This is a genomic window from Photorhabdus antumapuensis (genome assembly GCF_020387775.1).
In the GTDB taxonomy this organism is placed as follows: Bacteria; Pseudomonadota; Gammaproteobacteria; order Enterobacterales; family Enterobacteriaceae; genus Photorhabdus; species Photorhabdus antumapuensis.
On record NZ_JAHZMK010000027.1, the window covers coordinates 112,873 to 133,678 of the forward strand.

At 44.0% G+C, this 20,806-nt stretch carries 18 protein-coding genes; 8 read left to right on the forward strand and 10 right to left on the reverse strand.

What is annotated here, in order from left to right; all coding sequences use genetic code 11:
• Positions 1–126: 126 nt before the first annotated feature.
• The 9 genes from fis to acuI all read right to left on the reverse strand — a co-directional run bounded on the left by fis (position 127) and on the right by acuI (position 8,311).
• Complete coding sequence (fis, locus tag KZ793_RS12435) at positions 127–423, reverse strand: DNA-binding transcriptional regulator Fis (RefSeq protein ID WP_010847912.1); 297 nt, start codon at positions 421–423, stop codon at positions 127–129.
• Positions 424–448: 25 nt separating this feature from the next.
• On the reverse strand, positions 449–1,414 hold the full coding sequence (gene dusB, locus KZ793_RS12440) for a tRNA dihydrouridine synthase DusB (protein ID WP_118985609.1): 966 nt from the start codon (positions 1,412–1,414) through the stop codon (positions 449–451).
• Between the two features lie 283 nt (positions 1,415–1,697).
• Positions 1,698–2,588 carry a 50S ribosomal protein L11 methyltransferase gene (gene prmA / locus KZ793_RS12445; protein WP_225815633.1) on the reverse strand — a complete coding sequence of 297 codons (891 nt, stop codon included), beginning with the start codon at positions 2,586–2,588 and terminating at the stop codon, positions 1,698–1,700.
• Positions 2,589–2,630: 42 nt separating this feature from the next.
• Positions 2,631–4,076: a sodium/pantothenate symporter gene (gene panF / locus KZ793_RS12450; RefSeq protein ID WP_225815634.1), complete on the reverse strand. Its 1,446-nt coding sequence runs from the start codon at positions 4,074–4,076 to the stop codon at positions 2,631–2,633.
• A complete protein-coding gene (locus tag KZ793_RS12455) occupies positions 4,066–4,308 on the reverse strand; it encodes a YhdT family protein (protein WP_118985606.1) in 243 nt (80 codons plus the stop codon). Before KZ793_RS12455 ends, panF begins: the two co-directional genes overlap by 11 nt.
• A gap of 508 nt (positions 4,309–4,816) precedes the next feature.
• On the reverse strand, positions 4,817–6,166 hold the full coding sequence (accC, locus tag KZ793_RS12460; protein ID WP_225815635.1) for an acetyl-CoA carboxylase biotin carboxylase subunit: 1,350 nt from the start codon (positions 6,164–6,166) through the stop codon (positions 4,817–4,819).
• A gap of 12 nt (positions 6,167–6,178) precedes the next feature.
• Positions 6,179–6,646 (reverse strand): acetyl-CoA carboxylase biotin carboxyl carrier protein, encoded by a 468-nt coding sequence (gene accB, locus KZ793_RS12465; RefSeq protein ID WP_225815636.1) that lies wholly within the window; start codon positions 6,644–6,646, stop codon positions 6,179–6,181.
• 26 nt (positions 6,647–6,672) lie between these two features.
• On the reverse strand, positions 6,673–7,125 hold the full coding sequence (gene aroQ, locus KZ793_RS12470; RefSeq protein ID WP_225815637.1) for a type II 3-dehydroquinate dehydratase: 453 nt from the start codon (positions 7,123–7,125) through the stop codon (positions 6,673–6,675).
• 208 nt (positions 7,126–7,333) lie between these two features.
• Complete coding sequence (gene acuI, locus KZ793_RS12475) at positions 7,334–8,311, reverse strand: acrylyl-CoA reductase (NADPH) (RefSeq protein WP_225815638.1); 978 nt, start codon at positions 8,309–8,311, stop codon at positions 7,334–7,336.
• 658 nt (positions 8,312–8,969) lie between these two features.
• Between acuI and mreB the strand changes: the two genes are divergently transcribed.
• The 8 genes from mreB to tldD all read left to right on the forward strand — a co-directional run bounded on the left by mreB (position 8,970) and on the right by tldD (position 20,065).
• The gene (gene mreB / locus KZ793_RS12480; RefSeq protein WP_011148194.1) at positions 8,970–10,013 is read left to right on the forward strand and encodes a rod shape-determining protein MreB; all 1,044 of its coding nucleotides are present in this window, start codon (positions 8,970–8,972) and stop codon (positions 10,011–10,013) included.
• 111 nt (positions 10,014–10,124) lie between these two features.
• On the forward strand, positions 10,125–11,159 hold the full coding sequence (mreC, locus tag KZ793_RS12485; protein ID WP_225815639.1) for a rod shape-determining protein MreC: 1,035 nt from the start codon (positions 10,125–10,127) through the stop codon (positions 11,157–11,159).
• On the forward strand, positions 11,159–11,647 hold the full coding sequence (gene mreD / locus KZ793_RS12490) for a rod shape-determining protein MreD (protein WP_118985602.1): 489 nt from the start codon (positions 11,159–11,161) through the stop codon (positions 11,645–11,647). Before mreC ends, mreD begins: the two co-directional genes overlap by 1 nt.
• Before the next feature lie 199 nt (positions 11,648–11,846).
• Positions 11,847–12,434: a Maf family protein gene (locus KZ793_RS12495; RefSeq protein WP_225815640.1), complete on the forward strand. Its 588-nt coding sequence runs from the start codon at positions 11,847–11,849 to the stop codon at positions 12,432–12,434.
• Complete coding sequence (rng, locus tag KZ793_RS12500) at positions 12,431–13,900, forward strand: ribonuclease G (RefSeq protein WP_225815641.1); 1,470 nt, start codon at positions 12,431–12,433, stop codon at positions 13,898–13,900. Before KZ793_RS12495 ends, rng begins: the two co-directional genes overlap by 4 nt.
• Positions 13,901–13,947: 47 nt before the next feature.
• Positions 13,948–17,760, forward strand: coding sequence for an AsmA2 domain-containing protein YhdP (gene yhdP, locus KZ793_RS12505; protein ID WP_225815642.1), 3,813 nt, complete (start codon positions 13,948–13,950; stop codon positions 17,758–17,760).
• The gene (nit1, locus tag KZ793_RS12510) at positions 17,757–18,614 is read left to right on the forward strand and encodes a deaminated glutathione amidase (protein ID WP_225815643.1); all 858 of its coding nucleotides are present in this window, start codon (positions 17,757–17,759) and stop codon (positions 18,612–18,614) included. Before yhdP ends, nit1 begins: the two co-directional genes overlap by 4 nt.
• 5 nt (positions 18,615–18,619) lie before the next feature.
• Complete coding sequence (gene tldD, locus KZ793_RS12515; protein ID WP_118985597.1) at positions 18,620–20,065, forward strand: metalloprotease TldD; 1,446 nt, start codon at positions 18,620–18,622, stop codon at positions 20,063–20,065.
• A gap of 110 nt (positions 20,066–20,175) precedes the next feature.
• On the opposite strand, the gene yjgA is transcribed toward tldD, so the two are convergent.
• Positions 20,176–20,715: a ribosome biogenesis factor YjgA gene (yjgA, locus tag KZ793_RS12520; RefSeq protein ID WP_118985596.1), complete on the reverse strand. Its 540-nt coding sequence runs from the start codon at positions 20,713–20,715 to the stop codon at positions 20,176–20,178.
• Positions 20,716–20,806 lie beyond the last annotated feature (91 nt).

Here is a 20,806-nt window from a genome sequence, read left to right on the forward strand (position 1 = left end):
GAACGAATATAGCGTAGACTTTGCCATGCATGTCAGATTCGTACATTTACAGGGTATTTTTGGTTTGGCAAAAAAGGCACTTTACCAAGAGGTACAGCGCCTTTTTTAATGAACTAACTTGAGTGATTAGTTCATGCCATATTTTTTCAATTTCTTACGCAGTGTGCCACGGTTGATGCCCATCATCAGGGCAGCACGTGTTTGGTTGCCACGGGTGTATTGCATCACCATGTCCAACAATGGCTGTTCCACTTCAGCCAGTACCAGCTCATACAGATCATTAACATCTTGACCGTTTAATTGAGCAAAATAGTTCTTCAGTGCTTGTTTAACTGAATCACGTAAAGGTTTTTGGGTTACCTGATCTTGTGAATTTACAGTAGCAACGGTTAGTACGTCAGAATTTACGCGTTGTTCGAACATAGTTCTGTCAGCTCTTTTCTTTATATTACGCAAAATTTTCGAAATATGCCCCCAACACCTCCAGCTGTTCGCTGGCATCCTCTATGGTGTTGAATGTGCGCCGGAACTGGTCATCAGGAGCATGCTCCCGGAGATACCAGGATACATGCTTACGTGCGATACGGGCTCCCTTGCCTGGACCATAAAAGTCGTGCAATTCCTGTATATGCTCGTTCATTAAATGCTGCACTTCGCCAATCGGCATCGGTGACAGCAGTTCTCCTGTTGCCAGATAGTGCTGGATTTCCCGGAAGATCCAGGGTCTTCCCTGAGCAGCGCGGCCTATCATCAGGGCATCAGCCCCGGTGTATTCAAGCACTGCTCTGGCCTTAAGCGGGTCAGTAATGTCACCATTGGCAATAACCGGGATGGCAACAGTCTGCTTAACTGTCCGAATATTGTCGTACTCTGCCTCTCCGTTAAACAAACAGGCACGAGTCCTGCCGTGGATCGTCAGAGCTTGGATACCACAATGCTCGGCCAATTGGGCAATCTTTACACAGTTTCGTTCTTCTGGCGACCATCCAGTGCGGATTTTCAGCGTAACAGGAACATCTACTGCGTTTACAACGGCAGAAAGGATCTTTTCGACCAATTCTGGGTAACGTAGTAAAGCCGAACCTGCTAGCTTACGATTCACTTTCTTGGCTGGACACCCCATGTTGATATCAATGATCTGAGCACCATTAGCGACGTTGATCTTCGCTGCTGCCGCCATTTCATCGGGATCACTGCCAGCAATTTGCACGGAACGAATTCCCGGTTCGTCGCTGTGAACCATACGTAGCCGGGATTTGTCTGTCTTCCAGACCTGAGGGTTGGAAGAAAGCATTTCCGATACTGTCATACCTGCACCCATTTTGTAACATAGTGACCGAAACGGACGGTCAGTTATGCCAGCCATTGGGGCCGCAATAAGACAGTTTTTCAGCTGGTATTGTCCGATACGCATAGACGAAGAAAGAGTGGCCATACTGTGACTGCAAGGGCGCGTATATTACGCATTTTTCGCAAAATATGAAAGGCCAAACTTTGAGCAAATCGTCATTTGTTACAACATTTTTCCAGCTTTTCTGCTGGGATAAATATAATTATTCATAAATAACATAGTGTTATATGTTATTGGTAAAGTTTATCACTCAGGATTTTTCTATCAGTAAGTTTGCTGATAGCACGGATTATCATCAATAAGTGATTAAAATCTACACCTTGAATTATAACAAAATAAAATAATTTCAATTTGTTGCTATTTTTACCCCAGATATCCGACACCATTCCTCCTGCTCCGCAACAGGATCGATTACGAATTTATCAGTATAGGCTTGAATAACACTTTCTGCCTGATTTGTTAAAATACCTGATAGACCTAACAGGCCACCCGGTTTTGGTAGTGCGCCAATTACAGGTGCGAGTTCACGCAGGGGGCCTGCTAAAATATTAGCAATTACTATATCAGATTCAAGATCGGTTGGTGTATTTTTCGCCAGATATAGTGTTAAACGCTCCAGAACGCCGTTACGTTCTGCGTTGTCTCGGCTGGCCTGAATAGCTTGTGGATCGATATCTATGCCAATGGCGTGCGTTGCACCGAGTTTTAGCGCAGCAATTGCCAGTATGCCGGAACCGCAACCAAAATCGATAACTGTTTTACCTTCCAGATTGAGACTGTCTAGCCATTGCAGACATAACGATGTGGTTGGATGAGTACCTGTACCAAAAGCCAGTCCAGGGTCTAGTATAACGTTGACAGCATCTGGATCAGGGACGTCGCGCCAGCTTGGACAGATCCATAGGCGGTTGCCAAAACGCATTGGGTGGAAGTTATCCATCCATTCACGTTCCCAGTCTTTGTCTTCCAATTGCTCGATCTTATGAATGAATCCTTTACCCAACTGAGGAACTTGTTCGAGCTGGCTGATAACGGCTTTCATATCTGTTTCAGCATCATAAAGCCCGATGACATCTGTGTCTCCCCATAAACGAGTCTCGCCTGGTAGGGGTTCGAATACAGGGTTATCGTGGCTGTCTTGAAAGGTGACTGATACTGCTCCATTTTCCATTAGCGTATCTCCAAGGGATTCAGCGAGCTGTCCTGTAGTATTTAATCGAAGTTGTATCCAAGGCATAAAAAATTCTCCTTATTGAAAATAGATTAAAAAGTGACCGAATTAGTGTGGTCTGACTGCTTTTGGCGGTAATCGCTGACCGATGGTATTGCCCATCCAGAAAGCCAGTAGGCTAAGTAGCAATGATGGCACGATCGGATGGAAGCCCAATAGATGGATATTGAAACTAGCGAGCAGAGTGTAACTTGTTGCCCCTGTGATCATCGAACTAATAGCGCCGTAGGCATTGGCCTTTTCCCAATACAGGCCGAGTACTAATGGCCAGAGGAATACCGCTTGTAAGCCACCGAAAGCCAGAAGATTCAGCCAGATAATCATCTCGGGTGGGCGCCAGGCGGCTAAAAGTAGCAACAAACTAAGAATCAGGGTAGAAAAACTGGAAATCCGGGCGAGTCTTTTTTCCCGTACGATTTGTTGTGGAAACAAGCTTAGGTAGAGATCCTTGACAATGGTTGCAGAAGATTGCAGTAGTTGCGCGTTAATTGTAGACATAATGGCAGCCATCGGTGCAGCTAGAAAAATTCCGGCAGCGAATGGTGGCAATACGGTGATCATCAATGTTGGGATCACCTGATCGGGAATGGTCAGATCGGGAATAATCGCTCGACCAAGTGCTCCTGCCAGGTGCATACCAAACATGAGGATCGTCATGACGATGGTTCCGATGATGATCCCACGGTGAACAGCTTTGCTATCGCGGTAGGAGATGCAACGAACGGCGGTATGAGGTAACCCAATTACGCCGAAACAGACCAGTATCCAGAACGATGCCATGAAAGGCCCGCTGAGGATATGGTCCGCGCCTTGTGGGGAAACCAGCTCAGGATTAATTGCTCGTAATGTGGTAACCGCTTCCGACAGACCTCCCGCTTTATAGATAATTGCTACCAGCAATAGAGCAGTGCCTAACAACATTACCAGCCCTTGTAGGGCATCATTGAGGACGCTCGCTCTGAAGCCTCCAAAAGCAGTATAAAGAGCGATAGAGATACCGAAAATCATTAATCCCGTGCCATAAGGGATACCCGCGGCAGTTTCCAGCAGGCGTGCACCGCCAATAAATTGAACGGTCATCGCGCCAATAAAAGCGACTAAAAGGCTTAGGCTGGCAAACCAAACCAGAAAACGACTGCCATAACGGGCATACAACATGTCATTAAGGGTGACGGCATTATAGCGACGGGCGAGAATGGCAAATTTTTTACCTAACACTCCTAGGGAAAGCCATATTGCCGGCAACTGAATCAGCGACAGTAATACCCATCCTAAACCATATTTATAGGCTGCTCCTGGCCCGCCGATGAATGAGCTGGCACTGATATAGGTGGCAGTAATGGTCATTGCCAATACAAAGCCACCCATTGAACGGTTGCCAAGGAAATACTCAGTCAGGAAGGCGCCTTTTTGGTGGCGTCGATAAGCGTAAACTGACAAGAGAAATACCAGTGCAAGATAGCCAAGCAAAGGTAAGATAACGTCACTTTGCATTCTCATCCTCCAGCGGGACTTCTTTGAAAATAAACGTCACCATTAACCAGCAGAGGATGATGAATACGACTGGTAGTAACAAACATGCCATTTCAAACCAGCGAGGTAAGCCGGTGACACCGGGAGCATCACTGGGTAAATAGGCAGTCAGTAGCCAGCCAATAAGGTAAGCAAGTGTTAGGAACACAGCCCAAAGTGCTTCTTTATGGGATTGAACAAATCGTCTGTCCATTCGTTCTTCCGGTAATTAAATAAATTAGGATGGGAAGGGAAGGATTGTACGGCAAGATGCGAATTTATTCAGGAAAAATGTGATATAGAGTAAATAATCTGAGTTTCGCTTAAATAAATTATCCATTTTCTTTTACCATAGCCATACATAAGAGAATTCATTTTCTTAAATATATTGATCGCATTTTCATCATATTTCTTCGGCAAGATAATTTGTAATGTTATATACACGTTTAGACTGTTTATTTATTGGTGCCTATTACTGTGAAATACAATCAAATCAAATTATTGCTGGTAGTAATCAGTCTGATATTTGTCATCATATATGCGCTCACTACACATTTGTAATGCGTCTTCACCAGCAGCAACTGCTTCAATTGAAATAGGTCGTGAAATCGTTCAGCAGTATTTGCCTGTGTGAATGCGAGATAATTATAGAAATAGTTATGATTCTGTGAAAAGGAGCGCTTAAACGCTCCTTAAAAGATATTGATGTTATTAAACCGGTTTTAAGTTTCCTGTAATCCCAGTTTTTTCTCCAGATAGTGGATATTAGTGCCACCATTCTGAAAGTTTTCATCATTCATAATCGTCTGTTGAAGCTCGATATTTGTCTTGATGCCATCAATGATCAATTCTGCCAATGCGTTTTTCATACGGGCAATGGCATTGTCACGATTTTCACCGTAAGTAATCAGCTTACCAATCATGGAGTCATAGTAAGGTGGTACGGTATAGCCGGCATAAATATGCGATTCCCAACGTACGCCAAATCCACCCGCTGAGTGGAAGCGGGTAATTTTACCTGGACTTGGTAGGAAAGTGCGCGGATCTTCGGCGTTGATACGACACTCAATGGCGTGACCACGAACAACAACGTCTTTCTGTTTAATTGAAAGTGGCATACCGGCTGCAATCCGCAATTGCTCTTTAATCAAGTCAACACCGGTAATCATTTCTGTTACTGGATGTTCAACCTGAATACGGGTGTTCATCTCAATGAAATAGAATTCACCGTTTTCATATAGGAATTCGAAAGTACCGGCACCGCGATAGCCAATTTCAATACATGCGTTGGAGCAGCGTTCACCAATGCTGCGACGCATTTCTGGCGTGATGCCTGGTGCAGGAGCTTCTTCGACCACTTTTTGGTGACGGCGTTGCATGGAGCAATCACGTTCAGCCAAATAAATGGCTTGACCTTGACCATCGGCCAGTACCTGGATTTCAATATGACGCGGGTTTTCAAGGAATTTTTCCATGTAAACCATATCGTTATTGAAAGCAGCTTTTGCTTCCGCACGGGTCATATTGATTGATTGTTCCAGATCTTTATCACTGCGGACAACGCGCATACCGCGACCGCCACCACCACCGGATGCCTTGATGATGACAGGATAGCCGATGCGTTTAGCGATGGCTTTATTTTTCTCTGTGTCATCAGACAATGGGCCATCAGAGCCAGGTACACAAGGAACGCCCGCTTTTTTCATCGCATTGATAGCAGAAACCTTATCACCCATCAGGCGGATCGTTTCTGCTTTTGGGCCAATAAAAATAAAGCCGGAACGTTCAACCTGTTCAGCAAAATCTGCATTTTCAGACAGAAAACCATAGCCAGGGTGAATGGCTACTGCGCCGGTAATTTCTGCCGCAGAAATAATCGAAGGGATATTAAGATAGCTTTTTGCAGAAGTTGCCGGGCCAATACAGACAGTTTCGTCTGCCAACAACACGTGTTTTAAGTCACGATCCGTAGATGAATGGACCGCAACAGTTTTTATCCCTAGCTCTTTACAAGCTCGTAGGATACGCAGTGCGATTTCACCACGGTTAGCAATTACAATTTTATCAAGCATGGGAGCGCCTCGTTACTCGATGACGACCAATGGCTGGTCAAATTCAACAGCTTGACCGTTTTCCATAAGAATCGCTTTAACCACACCGGCTTTATCGGCTTCGATCTGGTTCATCATTTTCATTGATTCAACGATGCAGAGGGTATCACCTACATTGACATATTGACCGATTTCGATAAACGGTTTCGCATCCGGGCTAGGAGTACGATAGAAAGTACCTACCAGTGGAGAGCGAACAATGTGACCATCGATTGCTGCCGATCTGTCGCTGATTGTTTCTGGTAGAGCTTGAGAAAGCGCAACAGCACTAGCCAGAGCAGGTTGTTGTGCTTGGACGGGGATATATTGTTGAGCTGCCGGAAAACTCTGGGGGGCTGCGCGGCTGATGCGCACTGACTCTTCCCCTTCAGAAATTTCCAGTTCAGAAATGCCAGATTCTTCAACCAGCTCGATCAGTTTTTTTATCTTACGAATATCCATGAGTGTGATTCCGTACTCTTCTTAATTTAGTTGAGTTTTGACAAGCGGTTTACCGCTGCCTGTAATGCAAAGCTATAGCCATCTACCCCTAAACCGCAGATTACACCAACAGCAAGATCTGAAAGATATGAGTGATGACGAAATGGCTCGCGTGCGTGAACATTGGAGAGGTGGATCTCAATAAATGGGATCTTCACTGTCAGCAATGCATCGCGCAGTGCCACGCTGGTATGCGTGAATGCAGCAGGGTTAATCAAGATAAAATCAGTATTACCCTGTGCAGAATGAATTCTATTTATCAGCTCAAACTCTGCGTTGGATTGCAGGTGACTGAATTTAACCCCTGATTGATGGGCTTCTTCAGACAATTTGCTGACGATATCATCAAGCGTTAAGTTGCCATAGATATCAGGTTCCCGGGTTCCCAACATATTCAAGTTAGGGCCGTTAAGGAGTAAAATGTGAAACTTTCCTGCCATTGTGCTGGTATCTCCGGCAATTTGTCAACAATTGCCCAACATAATCCTATATTAACGATTTGTCATCTTTTTATAACAGCTACAAGTTCATTTCGGCGACAAAGCGCGACATTATAATGATATCGTAGCATTTAGCAGCTAAATACTGGTCTTATCAGAAAAAATGTCAAGAATAAAACCATTGTACTTTAGAGGCTAATCACAATTCTTAACGAACTCTTACTAATGTACGTCCTGTAACCTGGTTAGCTATCAATTTATTGGCGTATTCCACGGTTTGTTCCAGTGTTATCTCCGTGGTTGCTTGCTGATAAAAAGAAGCAGGTAATAGCTTTTGCAGGCGTTGCCACACGGCGGGGCGTTTGACTGATGGAACAGTGACGGACTCTACGCCTTGCAGACGTACGTTACGTAAAATAAATGGCATCACTGTTGTTGGCAGATTTGCATTACCGGCGAGGCCACAGGCGGCAACGGTACCGTTATAGTGAGTTTGGGCCAGTATTGTTGCCAGTACATTATCGCCTACAGTGTCAATAGCTCCGGCCCAAAGTTGTTTTTCCAGTGGGCGAGGTGGTTGGCTAAATTCATGGCGTGGTAAAACCTTTTTTGCCCCTAGGGATAACAAATATTCATGATTTTCTTGTCTACCGCTAACAGCAACAACGGAATAGCCAAGTTGTGAAAGTAGTGCTATCGCCGTACTTCCTACACCACCACTAGCACCTGTCACAATAACATCACCATTTTCTGGCTTAACGTCACCTTGTTCCAGGGCGATAACGCATAACATTGCGGTAAAGCCAGCAGTACCAATGATCATTGCTTGTCTGTTATCCAAACCGGCAGGTAAAGGTGTCAACCATTCGCCTGAAACTCTGGCTTGTTCTGCCAGTCCACCCCAATGATTTTCTCCTACTCCCCAGCCGGTTAATAATACATGCTGACCGATATGAAAACGGGGATCTTCGGTACTGTGTACAATACCAGAGAAATCAATCCCCGGTATCATTGGGAATTGGCGGATAATTTTCCCTTTACCTGTGATTGCTAATGCATCTTTATAGTTCAGGGTTGACCAGTGAATATCGACGGTAACGTCTCCCACGGGAAGATGAGAAGCATCAATTTCTTCTATGGATGTTGATAATTGATTCTGTTGTTGTTTGAGTAGCAAGGCTTTCATTATCGTTCTGTTCTCTGTAATTGATTTTGTCATTAAATAAGGATAGATAAAAACGGGTAATTTACATAAGGTAGATAAGAAAAAATAAAGTGTTGATGGATTATAAAACAGAGTTTATTCGCATTTTTACCTGTAGTCTTGTTGTCATATTCCAGCTTAGTTGCATATGGTGCTCTATTTCAGAAAATTCTGTTTTTTATTATTTTTTAGCAGAAAGTATTGTATTTTAGTCGCAGTTTATTACATCATTAATTTGCTTACTACACAGACTACGTACTTGTAGTTAAGTATTGGTAATCGTGAGCAGAGGTATGGGTCTGATGTGAACTTACCGGAATAGCTACTGGTCAAAAAGCAGCAGTGAATTTAGCCGGTACGATACCAGTGGCTCCATCCAGTAGCACCATAATGTTGAATTATGCAAAATCAGGTGGTTTTTGCATTTCGTTATGGAACAATTGGTAAAATTAACCCATTTTTATGCAGTTTTTTTCTGCTCCGTTTGGGAGAAGTAACGTAGAATATTGCGTTGTTGATATGAATAACGTAGCCACTTTTTTATTGAAGCAGGTGCTTGTGCGCCTTGTCGCTGCTTCATGTGGTTGGTAGAGTAGACGGGTTTCGTTCCGTCCCCAGCTTGCAGGATTATCCTTTCGCTATGTTTAAAAAATTTCGTGGCATGTTTTCCAACGACTTGTCTATTGACTTGGGTACCGCCAATACCCTTATTTATGTCAAAGGTCAGGGTATTGTATTGAATGAACCTTCTGTTGTCGCAATCCGTCAGGATCGTGCTGGTTCATCGAAAAGTGTTGCTGCCGTTGGGCAGGAAGCAAAGCAAATGCTGGGTCGAACTCCGGGTAATATTGCTGCAATTCGTCCGATGAAAGATGGGGTGATTGCCGATTTTTATGTTACTGAGAAGATGCTGCAACACTTTATTAAGCAAGTTCATAGCAATAGTTTCATGCGTCCAAGCCCGCGAGTTTTGGTTTGTGTACCGGTTGGTGCAACTCAGGTTGAGCGTCGGGCAATCCGTGAATCTGCACTCAGTGCTGGCGCTCGTGAAGTGTTTTTGATTGAAGAACCTATGGCTGCGGCGATTGGTGCTGGCCTACCTGTTTCTGAAGCCACGGGCTCAATGGTTGTGGATATTGGTGGTGGCACTACGGAAGTGGCGGTTATCTCTTTGAACGGGGTTGTTTATTCATCTTCTGTACGTATCGGTGGTGATCGCTTTGATGAGGCTATTATCAATTACGTTCGTCGTAATTATGGTTCACTGATTGGTGAAGCAACGGCTGAGCGTATTAAGCACACGATCGGTTCTGCTTATCCTGGTGATGAGATGTTGGAGATTGAAGTTCGTGGTCGTAACTTGGCTGAAGGTGTTCCACGTGGCTTTACGCTTAATTCCAACGAAATTCTTGAAGCTCTGCAAGAGCCTTTAACGGGTATTGTTAGTGCTGTCATGGTCGCTCTTGAGCAGTGTCCACCAGAATTGGCTTCTGATATTTCAGAACGAGGCATGATCTTGACTGGGGGTGGTGCATTATTGCGCAATCTTGACCGTTTACTGATAGAGGAAACGGGTATTCCTGTCATTGTTGCGGAAGATCCATTGACGTGTGTTGCTCGTGGTGGCGGAAAAGCACTTGAAATGATCGACATGCATGGCGGTGAACTCTTCAGTGAGGAGTGAGTGTTAACTTGCAAGTGAGGGGGGGAATGACGGGCAGCTCAGACCTCCTTGCGATTGCTGTTTGGGAATTCCATTGTTTATGAAACAGTACAGTTTGGAATAGCGCAGCTTATGAAGCCAATTTTTAGCAGAGGGCCTTCCCTGCAATTACGACTTTTCTTTGCTGTTATTGTTGCCATTGCTTTGGTTGTGGCAGACAGCCGCCTTGATGCTCTCAGTAAAGTTCGTAATTATATGGATACGGTAGTCAGTCCATTTTATTTTCTCGCCAATGGCCCGCGTCAAGTGCTTGATGGTGTGTCAGAAACCCTTGCCTCCCGTGAACAACTTCGATTGGAAAATCGTGCTTTACGCCAAGAATTATTGATGAAAAATAGCAATATGCTGTTGTTAGGCCAACTTAAACAGGAAAATTCCCGCTTGCGTGAGTTATTGGGATCACCTTTACGTCAGGATGAACACATGATGGTGACGCAGGTGATCTCCGGTAGGACTAATCCTTATAGTGATCAGGTCGTCATTGATAAGGGATCAAGAGAAGGTGTTTATGAAGGGCAACCTGTTATCAGTGATAAAGGCATTGTTGGTCAGGTTGTTGCTGTCAGTCAGTTTACTAGCCGGGTATTACTGATTTGTGATACGACTCATGCTTTACCAATCCAGGTCTTACGTAATGATATCAGGGCTATTATTGCTGGTGCAGGTTGTACTGATGATTTGCAGTTTGAGTTATTACCAAGCAACACAGATATTCGGGTTGGGGATGTGTTGGTGACTTCTGGGTTAGGTGGTCGTTTCCCGGAAGGTTACCCAGTTGCTGTAGTTTCGTCAGTTAAAGTCGATAATCAGCGGGCCTATACTGTGATTCATGCTCGGCCAACGGCAGAATTACAACGTTTGCGTTATTTGTTGTTGTTGTGGGGGGCGGATAATAATCCATCCGAACCATTGCCTCCATCAGAGGTTTATCGTGTAGCCAACGAACGTTTAATGCAAATGATGCCTCAGGTATTGCCATATGCAAATGAAATGGGACCACCAGCACCATCGTCTGTTTCTGATGAAGCAACCAAGACAACAGAAAGAGTGAAAGATGCTGAATCGACAATAATGTCTGCTAAATTTATAAATTCGGGAAATCGTTAATGAATCAATACCGGAGTCATGGGCGTTGGATCATTTGGTTATCTTTCTTGGTTGCAATGGTGCTGCAAATTATGCCGTGGCCGGAGCAAATTTATATGTATCGGCCAACTTGGTCGGCACTATTGTTGATTTATTGGGTGATGGCGTTACCGCATAGAGTCAGTGTGGGTACCGGTTTTGTATTGGGGATCATCGTAGATTTGATTCAGGGAGCGACACTGGGTGTTAACGCTTTGGCTTACAGCCTTGTGAGTTATTTGGTGTCATTTAAGTTTCAATTACTTCGCAATATGGCACTTTGGCAGCAGGCTTTGGTTGTCATTGCTTTATCGGTACTGATGGATCTCAGCGTTTTTTGGGCAGAATTTTTGTTATCAAACGTTGCTTTTCATCCAGAAGTATTTTGGAACAGTTTGGTCAATGGTATTCTTTGGCCGTGGTTGTTCCTGTTAATGCGAAAAATCCGTCGTCAGTTTAATGTGCATTAGTGGCCGGATCGCAGTTTTTGACAGAGCTTATTCCAGTAGGCGTTACTGATGCAGGCCATTCTTTCCTATAACTTGAGGATACGAGTAGTGTGTATAACCAGAGCGTACTTAGAGTACGTGAGGATTAAGCTCTGCTCCAGGTTCAAAATGGCAAATGAAATAGCCTAATGAGATAGGTAGTAGTAAGGACGATATCATCATGAAAACCCTTTATCTGGCTTCCGGCTCACCAAGGCGGCGTGAGTTGGTTGAATTATTGGACTTTAAATTTGAAATTCTTTCTCCTCAGGTAAAGGAGCAATGGCAAGAGGGTGAAACTCCGCGTCAGTATGTTAGCCGATTAGCAAAAGATAAATCTCTAGCGGGAGTAGCTATTGCACCAGAGGATTTTCTGGTGTTGGGAGCGGATACTGTTGTTGTATTGAATGGTAAGATTCTGGAAAAACCGCACAGTGAACAACATGCTGTTGAAATGCTCGGGGCACTTTCCGGTCAGTGTCATCAGGTGATTACGGCTATTGCTTTATCAGATAGTCAGCGTACCTTAAGTGATATAGTCGTTACAGATGTAACCTTTCGCCAATTATCCTCGCAGGAAATTTTGGATTATGTAGCAACCGGTGAGCCGATGGACAAAGCGGGTGCTTATGGTATTCAGGGAAAAGCGGGTTGCTTTGTTAAAACACTGAATGGTAGTTATCACTCAGTTGTTGGTCTGCCATTGGTGGAAACGCATGAATTAATCACAAAGTTTTTTGCGTTAGTTGATGGAAAGGGGAACACATGACAGCAGAGTTATTAGTCAACATCACACCATCCGAAACGCGCGTTGCCTACATTGATGGTGGGATTTTGCAAGAAATCCATATTGAAAGGGAAGCCAAAAGAGGAATTGTCGGTAATATTTATAAAGGTCGTGTAAGTCGGGTATTACCAGGAATGCAGGCTGCTTTTGTTGATATTGGGCTGGAAAAAGCCGCTTTTCTTCATGCTTCAGATATTGTGCCTCATACGGAATGTATTGCCGGTGAGGAGCAAAAGAACTTTCATGTCAAAGATATTGCTGAGTTGGTTCGCCAGGGACAAGATTTAATGGTTCAGGTAGTGAAAGATCCTCTTGGCACCAAAGGCGCTCGGTTAACTACCGATATTACCTTACCTTCCCGCTATCTTGTATTTATGCCCGGTGCATCTCATGTCGGAGTTTCACAACGTATCGAAAGTGAAGAAGAGCGTAATCGCCTGAAAAATATTGTTGCTGACTATTGTGATGAACATGGTGGTTTCATTATTAGGACGGCTGCCGAAGGCGTTGGTGACGAAGAATTAGCTCAGGATGCGGCTTTCTTGAAACGATTGTGGAGTAAGGTGATGGAGCGTAAAAAGCGCAATGTCACTAAAAATAAACTTTATGGTGAATTGGCTTTGGCCCATCGTATTTTACGTGATTTCGCCGGAGCAGCTCTTGATCGTATTCGTGTGGATTCTCGTTTGACGTTTACTCAGTTACAGGAATTTATTTGCGAATATATTCCTAAAATGACAGCCAAATTGGAACTTTATAACGGTAGTCAGCCTATTTTCGATCTGTTTGATGTAGAAAATGAAATTCAGCGAGCACTCGATCGCAAAGTTGAATTAAAATCAGGTGGTTATTTGATTATTGACCAAACTGAAGCGATGACCACAATTGATATTAATACCGGCGCATTTGTCGGCCATCGCAATTTGGAAGAAACTATTTTTAATACCAATATTGAGGCGACGCAAGCTATTGCCAGACAATTAAGGCTGCGTAATCTAGGGGGTATTATTATTATCGATTTTATCGATATGAATAGCGAGGATCATCGCCGACGGGTATTGGCTTCTCTTGAGCAGGTGCTGAGTAAAGATCGTGTTAAAACCACGATTAATGGTTTTTCACAACTCGGACTGGTGGAAATGACCCGTAAGCGGACTCGTGAGAGTATAGAACATATACTTTGTGACGATTGCCCTACTTGCAAGGGAAGGGGAACCGTGAAATCTGTTGAAACTGTCTGTTATGAGATTATGCGTGAAATTGTGCGTGTGCACCGGGCCGTTGACGCAGATCGTTTCCTTATTTATGCCTCACCAGCAGTGACCGAAGCGCTGAAAGGGGAGGAATCTCATGCACTGGCGGAAGTGGAAATTTTTGTCGGCAAACAGGTAAAAGTTCAGACAGAACAGCTCTACAGTCAGGAACAATTTGACGTAGTTATGATGTAACCATCTGATTTGCTGACATAACAGCATTGGCAACCAAGGAGATGCGTGTGAGGCGACTGCCGGGAGTATTATTAGCGACAGCCGCAATAGTTATTATCATTGTGGCTTTGCTTGTGAGTGGACTACGTTTTCTACTGCCACATATTAATGATTACCGTCCACAATTATTCGCTAAAGTTGAGTCAATTATTGGTGTACCTATTGATGCTGGATATATTGCAGGAGAATGGGAATCTTTCGGGCCTGTTTTTGAATTACGTGATATCAGTGTAAAAACTGCAAATGCAGATGTGAAAGCCAAAAAGATCACGGTTGCATTGGATATCTGGTTATCTTTACTAAGAATGCGTTGGAATTTCCGCGATCTTACTTTTTATCAGTTACAAGTAGATTATTATCAACCGCTGTTTAATGATCAAAGCGGTAATATGTTTTCCCAATCGGATCTATTTTCTGATCTGTTTCTGGAGCAATTTGATCATTTTAATCTGCAAGATAGCCGTTTTACTTTTCTTACTCCCTCTGGTGAACGCGCTGATCTTCTGTTACCACAATTAACTTGGCTGAATAAAGATAATCGTCACCGTGCTCAAGGGAAAATTAGTCTCTCTTCGATCAATAATCAGCATGGGGATATACAAGTTAAATTTGATTTGCATGACACTAATGGCGTATTGGATAACGGTACCATTTATTTACAGGCAGATAATGTTGATGTTCATCCGTGGTTAAGCCATTGGTTGCAGGATAATACTGGGCTGAAGGATGCTGAGTTTAGTTTGTCTAGTTGGATTATGCTGAAAGATGGTCGGATTGATGGTGGTCAACTGCAACTCCGTCAGGGAAAAGCTAATTGGAAAGTTGCTAACAAATCCCACAACCTTTCTGTCAGTGATTTGGTGTTACGGATGCGTCGCCAAGAGGGTGGTTGGCTGTTTGATGCACCTGAGCTGGCAAATTTGATCACTGATGGTCAGCAATGGTTGTCGGGAAAAGTATCAGTGCTCTATCTGCCGGAAGCCAAGAGAGCTGATGGTCATGATTATTGGCGTATCCGAGCGAAAAACATTCAACTTGAACGGCTAAGTAGCATTTTACCGACTTTTTCTTTTTTGACGCCTGATTTTGTGAAGGATTGGCAGTATCGTCAGCCACAAGGATTGGTAAAGTATCTTGCCCTCGATATTACACCCAAAATGGCCGATGATTCCCGAATCAGTATGCAATGGCAGAATGTCAGTTGGCAGCGTTGGCAGGAATTGCCTTCTATTGATAATTTCTCTGGTTCTTTTAATGGTAGCTTGCGACAAGGCAAACTGAGTTTTGCATTGAAGGACAGTGTCGTTGATTATCGAGATATGTTCCTGGCACCGTTTGAGATATCCCAAAGTCATGGCGAAATACTCTGGCGGCAAGATGAGCTAGGCTTACAACTTTGGAGTCAAGGATTGGATTTGCAGGCGAAATCATTGTGGGTCAATGGTGATTTTCGTTATCAACAGCCCAAAGAACAACCTCCTGAGCTGAGTATTCTGGCGGGAATACGGGTTTATGATGCAGGTGATGCCTGGAGATATTTTCCAGAACCTTTGATGGGGAAACCTCTGACTGACTATTTGACAGCTTCAATTATTCAAGGGCAGATAGAAAACGCGACTTTTGTTTTTCAAGGCAATCCAAAAGATTTCCCATTTGCAAAGAATAATGGCCAGTTTCAAATTTTTGCTCCATTGCGTCATGCGACTTTTCAGTACCAACCAAACTGGCCGGCATTGCTGGATCTCAATATTGATCTTAATTTCCAGAATAACGGTTTATGGATGCTTGCTCCGCAAACGGCACTTAGTAGAGTGAAAGCGAATAATCTTTCAGCGGTAATTTCTGATTATAGTAGAAAGAAATTGTTAATCGACGCTAATATTCTGGGAGATGGTAAAGATATTCATGAATATTTTACCCGTAGCCCGTTAGCAAATTCTGTTGGTGAAACGCTGGATACATTGCAGGTTGGTGGCAAGGTCGCTGGTAATTTGCATTTGGATATTCCACTCAATGGTGGCAATGTGGATATCCGTGGTGAGGTGACTTTAAAAAATAATCACTTGTTGATTAAGCCTCTGGATAGCGAAATGAAAAATGTGAGTGGCCGGTTTCGCTTTGATAATGGTAATTTACAAAGCGGCAAATTATCGGCCCAATGGCTTGGACAGCCTGTTACGGTTGATTTTTCTACTAAAAGTTTACCCAAAAACTACCGAGTAAATGTTGGTTTGAATGCGCGTTGGGCTGTTGCAAAATTATCTAAATTTTCACCGGCGATTGCTAAAGCGTTTTCTGGCTCTGTTGATTGGGAAGGTAAGATCGGTATCAGTTTGCCGTTTCAGGGCAAGCCTCAATATGATATGAAAATCGATGTTGATTTATCACAAGTGGATAGTTATTTATCTGCTCTGAAAGTGGATGAACTGCGTGCTCTTCATATTCTGGCTGATGGTGATATGGAGCAGTTGCAAGTAAAAGGCACTCTGGATAAACAGTATGCATTTAATACTCAATGGCGTTTGGCTGGGAGAAGTACTCAACTGTCACGGGGAATTTTACAAAGTAACAGTAACAACATTCCTGACTTACCTGAAAAATCGCTATTGGAATTAAATCTTCCGGCAATTGAGGGGGAAGAGTGGTTAGGGCTGATTGCGCCTCTGACTTCTGGTTCTTCATCGGCAGGAATGTCAATGTTGCCACCGCATTTGCATATATCACTTCCATCACTGGATGCGGGAGGACAACGTTGGAATCAATTATCGTTGGATGTGGAAAAACAGCCTTGGGGAACGCAGATCACGGCTAATAGTCGGGAAGTTAACGGTAAACTTAATATCCGTAATAGTGGCCCTTGGCAAATGAATTTGAGCCATCTTTACTATGGTCCTCTACAAAATGGTCCTCTGCAACATAGTTCTCAGCAAGCTGAATTAGATTTATTTAAGCAATCTCAGGCAGGTACAACTCTGCGTTATTCGTTGAACCAATGGCCTTCATTAGACATCATCTGTTCTGAATGTTGGATTATGGGATTGAAGCTTGGGAAGGTGTCTGGTTCCCTGATTCCAGAAGGTAATTCGCTGGTATTAAGAGATGGGATAGTAGAAAACAGTGTCAGTAAACTAAATTTGGCAGGTCGTTGGCAAGAAGGGGCTGTAGGGAATAATACGCGTATTATGGGGCAATTTTCTGGTGAAAAGTTTGATGAGATGGCATCTTACCTTGGTATAGTTGTACCGATTGTTAATTCACCGTTTACCTTCCGTTTTGATTTTAATTGGTGGGATACGCCGTGGAAACCCAATTTCCAGACGCTGAATGGCAATCTTAAAAGCGACTTAGGCAAAGGTGCTATTGAAAAATTGGGTGGGGGAAGTGCTAGCCAATTACTAAAATTAGTCAGTTTTGATGCTTTGTTGCGTAAATTACAGCTCGATTTCAGCGATACCTTTAGCCAGGATTTTGAATTTGATTCAATTCGTGGTGATGTTTCAGTAAAAAATGGGATACTCAAGACTGAAAACTTACGGGTCGATGGGTTGATTGCCGATGTGATAACGAAAGGTGAGATCGATCTTGTTCGCCAACAGATCAATATAGAAGCCATCGTCACGCCGGAGATTTCTGCTACTGTGGGGGTAGCGACGGCTTTTGTCATCAATCCGATGGCGGGTGCTGCATTATTCGCGGCGACCAAGGTTTTGGGGCCGTTATGGAATAAGATATCCGTTATTCGTTACCGGATTACTGGTAATCTTGAACAACCGAAAATTGATGAAGTTCTGCGTCAGCTTAAGGAGAATAGAGGAACATGAGAAACGTTAATGTTGCACTCTTGCAGTTATGTAGCGGTGAGAATATCAAACATAATTTGGCGCAAATTGAACAACAAATTAAGCAGTTGCCAGATACTGTCAAGTTTGTCATGACCCCGGAAAATGCATTGTTGTTTGCTAGTGCTGATAGCTATCATAGGCATGCGGAACAGCAGGATCATGGGCCTTTGCAGCAAGCTGTCAGTGAGATTGCACGCCGTTATGGTGTTTGGTTATTAATCGGTTCTATGCCGCTTATCAGTCGTGAAAATCCTGAACGACTTACCAGTAGTAGTCTATTGTTTGATGATCAGGGCAAGATTTGCGCACGTTACGACAAAATCCATATGTTTGATGTCAATATTAATGATGAACATGGATCATATAATGAATCATCTGTTTTCCAGCGCGGGGAACATATTACCGTTGTAGATACACCTGTTGGTCGTCTCGGAATGACCATATGTTATGATCTGCGCTTCCCAGGGTTATTTCAGGCGCTACGTGAGCAAGGTGCTGAGTTGATATCTGTTCCGGCGGCATTTACTCGTTTAACAGGAAAAGCTCACTGGGAGCCACTGTTACGGGCTCGCGCTATTGAGAACCAGTGTATTCTGTTAGCGCCAGCTCAGGTTGGTGTACATGGAACCCGTCAGACGTGGGGTCACTCAATGGCAGTGGATGGTTGGGGGAAAGTGATTAAGAAAAACCCCGATGCAGTCAGTGCACTACAACTGAATGTCAGGGCAGATAGCTTGAAGATTATGCGTGAGCAGATGAAAGTGGTGAGACATAACCGCTTCCGGCCGCAGTTGACTTCCTTGATTGAAAAAATACCGCAAATTAAAGAGTAGCAATTATGAGTTTAACTTCTGTCAGTGAACACTTACTGGCTGCAAATAAATTAAGCCATCAAGATCTGTTTTCAGTACTCGGTCAACTGGCTGAACGTCGGCTGGATTATGCCGATCTCTATTTTCAGTCCAGTTACCATGAATCTTGGGTGTTGGAAGATCGGATTATTAAGGATGGTTCCTATAATATTGATCAAGGGGTTGGTGTTAGGGCAATCAGTGGTGAAAAAACGGGTTTTGCTTATGCAGACCAGATCACGTTGAATGCGTTGCAACAAAGTGCACAGGCTGCCCGTAGCATCGTCCATGAAAAAGGGAATGGTAAAGTCCATACCTTTGGCGAAGTGAACTATTCTCAGCTTTATGCAGCAATTGATCCGCTGCGAAGTTTCTCCCGTGAAGAGAAGATTGCGTTATTGCACCGAGTGGATCAGGTCGCTCGTGCCGAAGATCCGAGAGTGCAGGAAGTGAATGCCAGCCTGACAGGGGTCTACGAACAGGTCTTGGTCGCGGCAACCGATGGGACCTTGGCGGCTGATATTCGTCCTCTCGTTCGCTTATCTGTCACGGTACTGGTGGAAGATAACGGCAAACGTGAACATGGTTCTAGCGGTGGTGGTGGCCGTTACGGTTATGAATATTTTCTGGAAGTGGTTAGTGGTCAGATCCGTGCAGAACAATTTGCGCGTGAAGCTGTTCGTATGGCACTGGTGAACCTTTCCGCTGTTGCTGCACCTGCTGGTACCATGCCGGTTGTTCTAGGGGCTGGTTGGCCGGGAGTGTTGTTGCATGAAGCTGTTGGTCATGGGTTGGAAGGCGATTTTAACCGCCGTGGTACCTCCGTATTCTCTGGTCAGATTGGTAAGAAAGTCGCTTCTGAACTTTGTACGGTGGTTGACGATGGCACGATAAAAGGTCGCCGTGGCTCATTGGCAATTGATGATGAAGGTGTTCCTGGGCAATACAATGTATTGATTGAGAATGGCATTCTGAAAGGTTACATGCAGGACAAAATGAATGCGCGTCTGATGGGGGTTGCGCCGACAGGCAATGGCCGCCGTGAATCGTATGCCCATCTGCCCATGCCTCGTATGACTAACACCTATTTGCTGGCAGGTCATTCCACACCGGAAGAGATCATCGGTAGTGTAGAAAATGGTTTATATGCGCCAAATTTTGGCGGTGGTCAAGTGGATATCACTTCCGGTAAATTCGTGTTCTCGACATCTGAAGCTTATCTGATTGAGAATGGCAAGATTACCAAGCCGGTGAAAGGTGCGACCCTTATCGGTTCCGGTATTGAGGCTATGCAGCAGATCTCTATGGTAGGAAACGATCTTGAACTGGATAAAGGTGTTGGGGTTTGTGGCAAAGAGGGCCAGAGCGTACCTGTTGGTGTTGGTCAGCCTACTTTGAAACTGGACAACTTGACCGTTGGAGGAACAGCCTGATTTTTGGCTGGTTAGTCTTCTTGTTTGAAGAAGCGGAAAAGGCGCTGGAAGGGGAACTTAGTTTTAAAATTTTCCCCTAACAGAATTAGCGTCTTGTATGTTTTAGATAGTTAGGCTGATTCGGCCATATCTTTAAGATACTGAAAAATCTGACGATAAGATTTAGGTGGCTTATTAGCCGCCTTTTCTTTTTTTGCATTGCGGATCAGCGTGCGCAATTGCTGGCGATCGGTTTGTGGGAATAATTCCACAACGTCATCAATAACATCATCATTGCCATCAATCAATTTATCACGTAATTCTTCCAACTTATGGAACAAAATGATTTGCTGATTGTGACGATTTTTCAGTTTATCAATTGCCGTGGTAATAGGCTCGACATCCCGGGCACGTAGCATTTTACCAATTAATTGTAATTGGCGACGGCGGCCTTCTCTTTTTATCTTCTGTGCAAGTTCAATGGCTGCCAGCAGATCCTCATCCAACGGAATGCGTTCAAGCGCATTTTTACTGAGATCAACCAATTCTGCCCCCAGCTTTTTCAATGCCTCGGCATCACGTTTAATTTCGCTTTTACTGACCCAAATTATCTCTTCTTCTTCCTCTTCAGCAGGATAATCATTGAGCCAATCTTCAGGCTGCTTTGCCATGGTAGTTTTCCTTTTAAAAAGGCCGGATCTGGCAGGTTGATTTTTGGAACATGACCTGTAGCCCGGTGGGTGTTAACATCCTAATATTGGG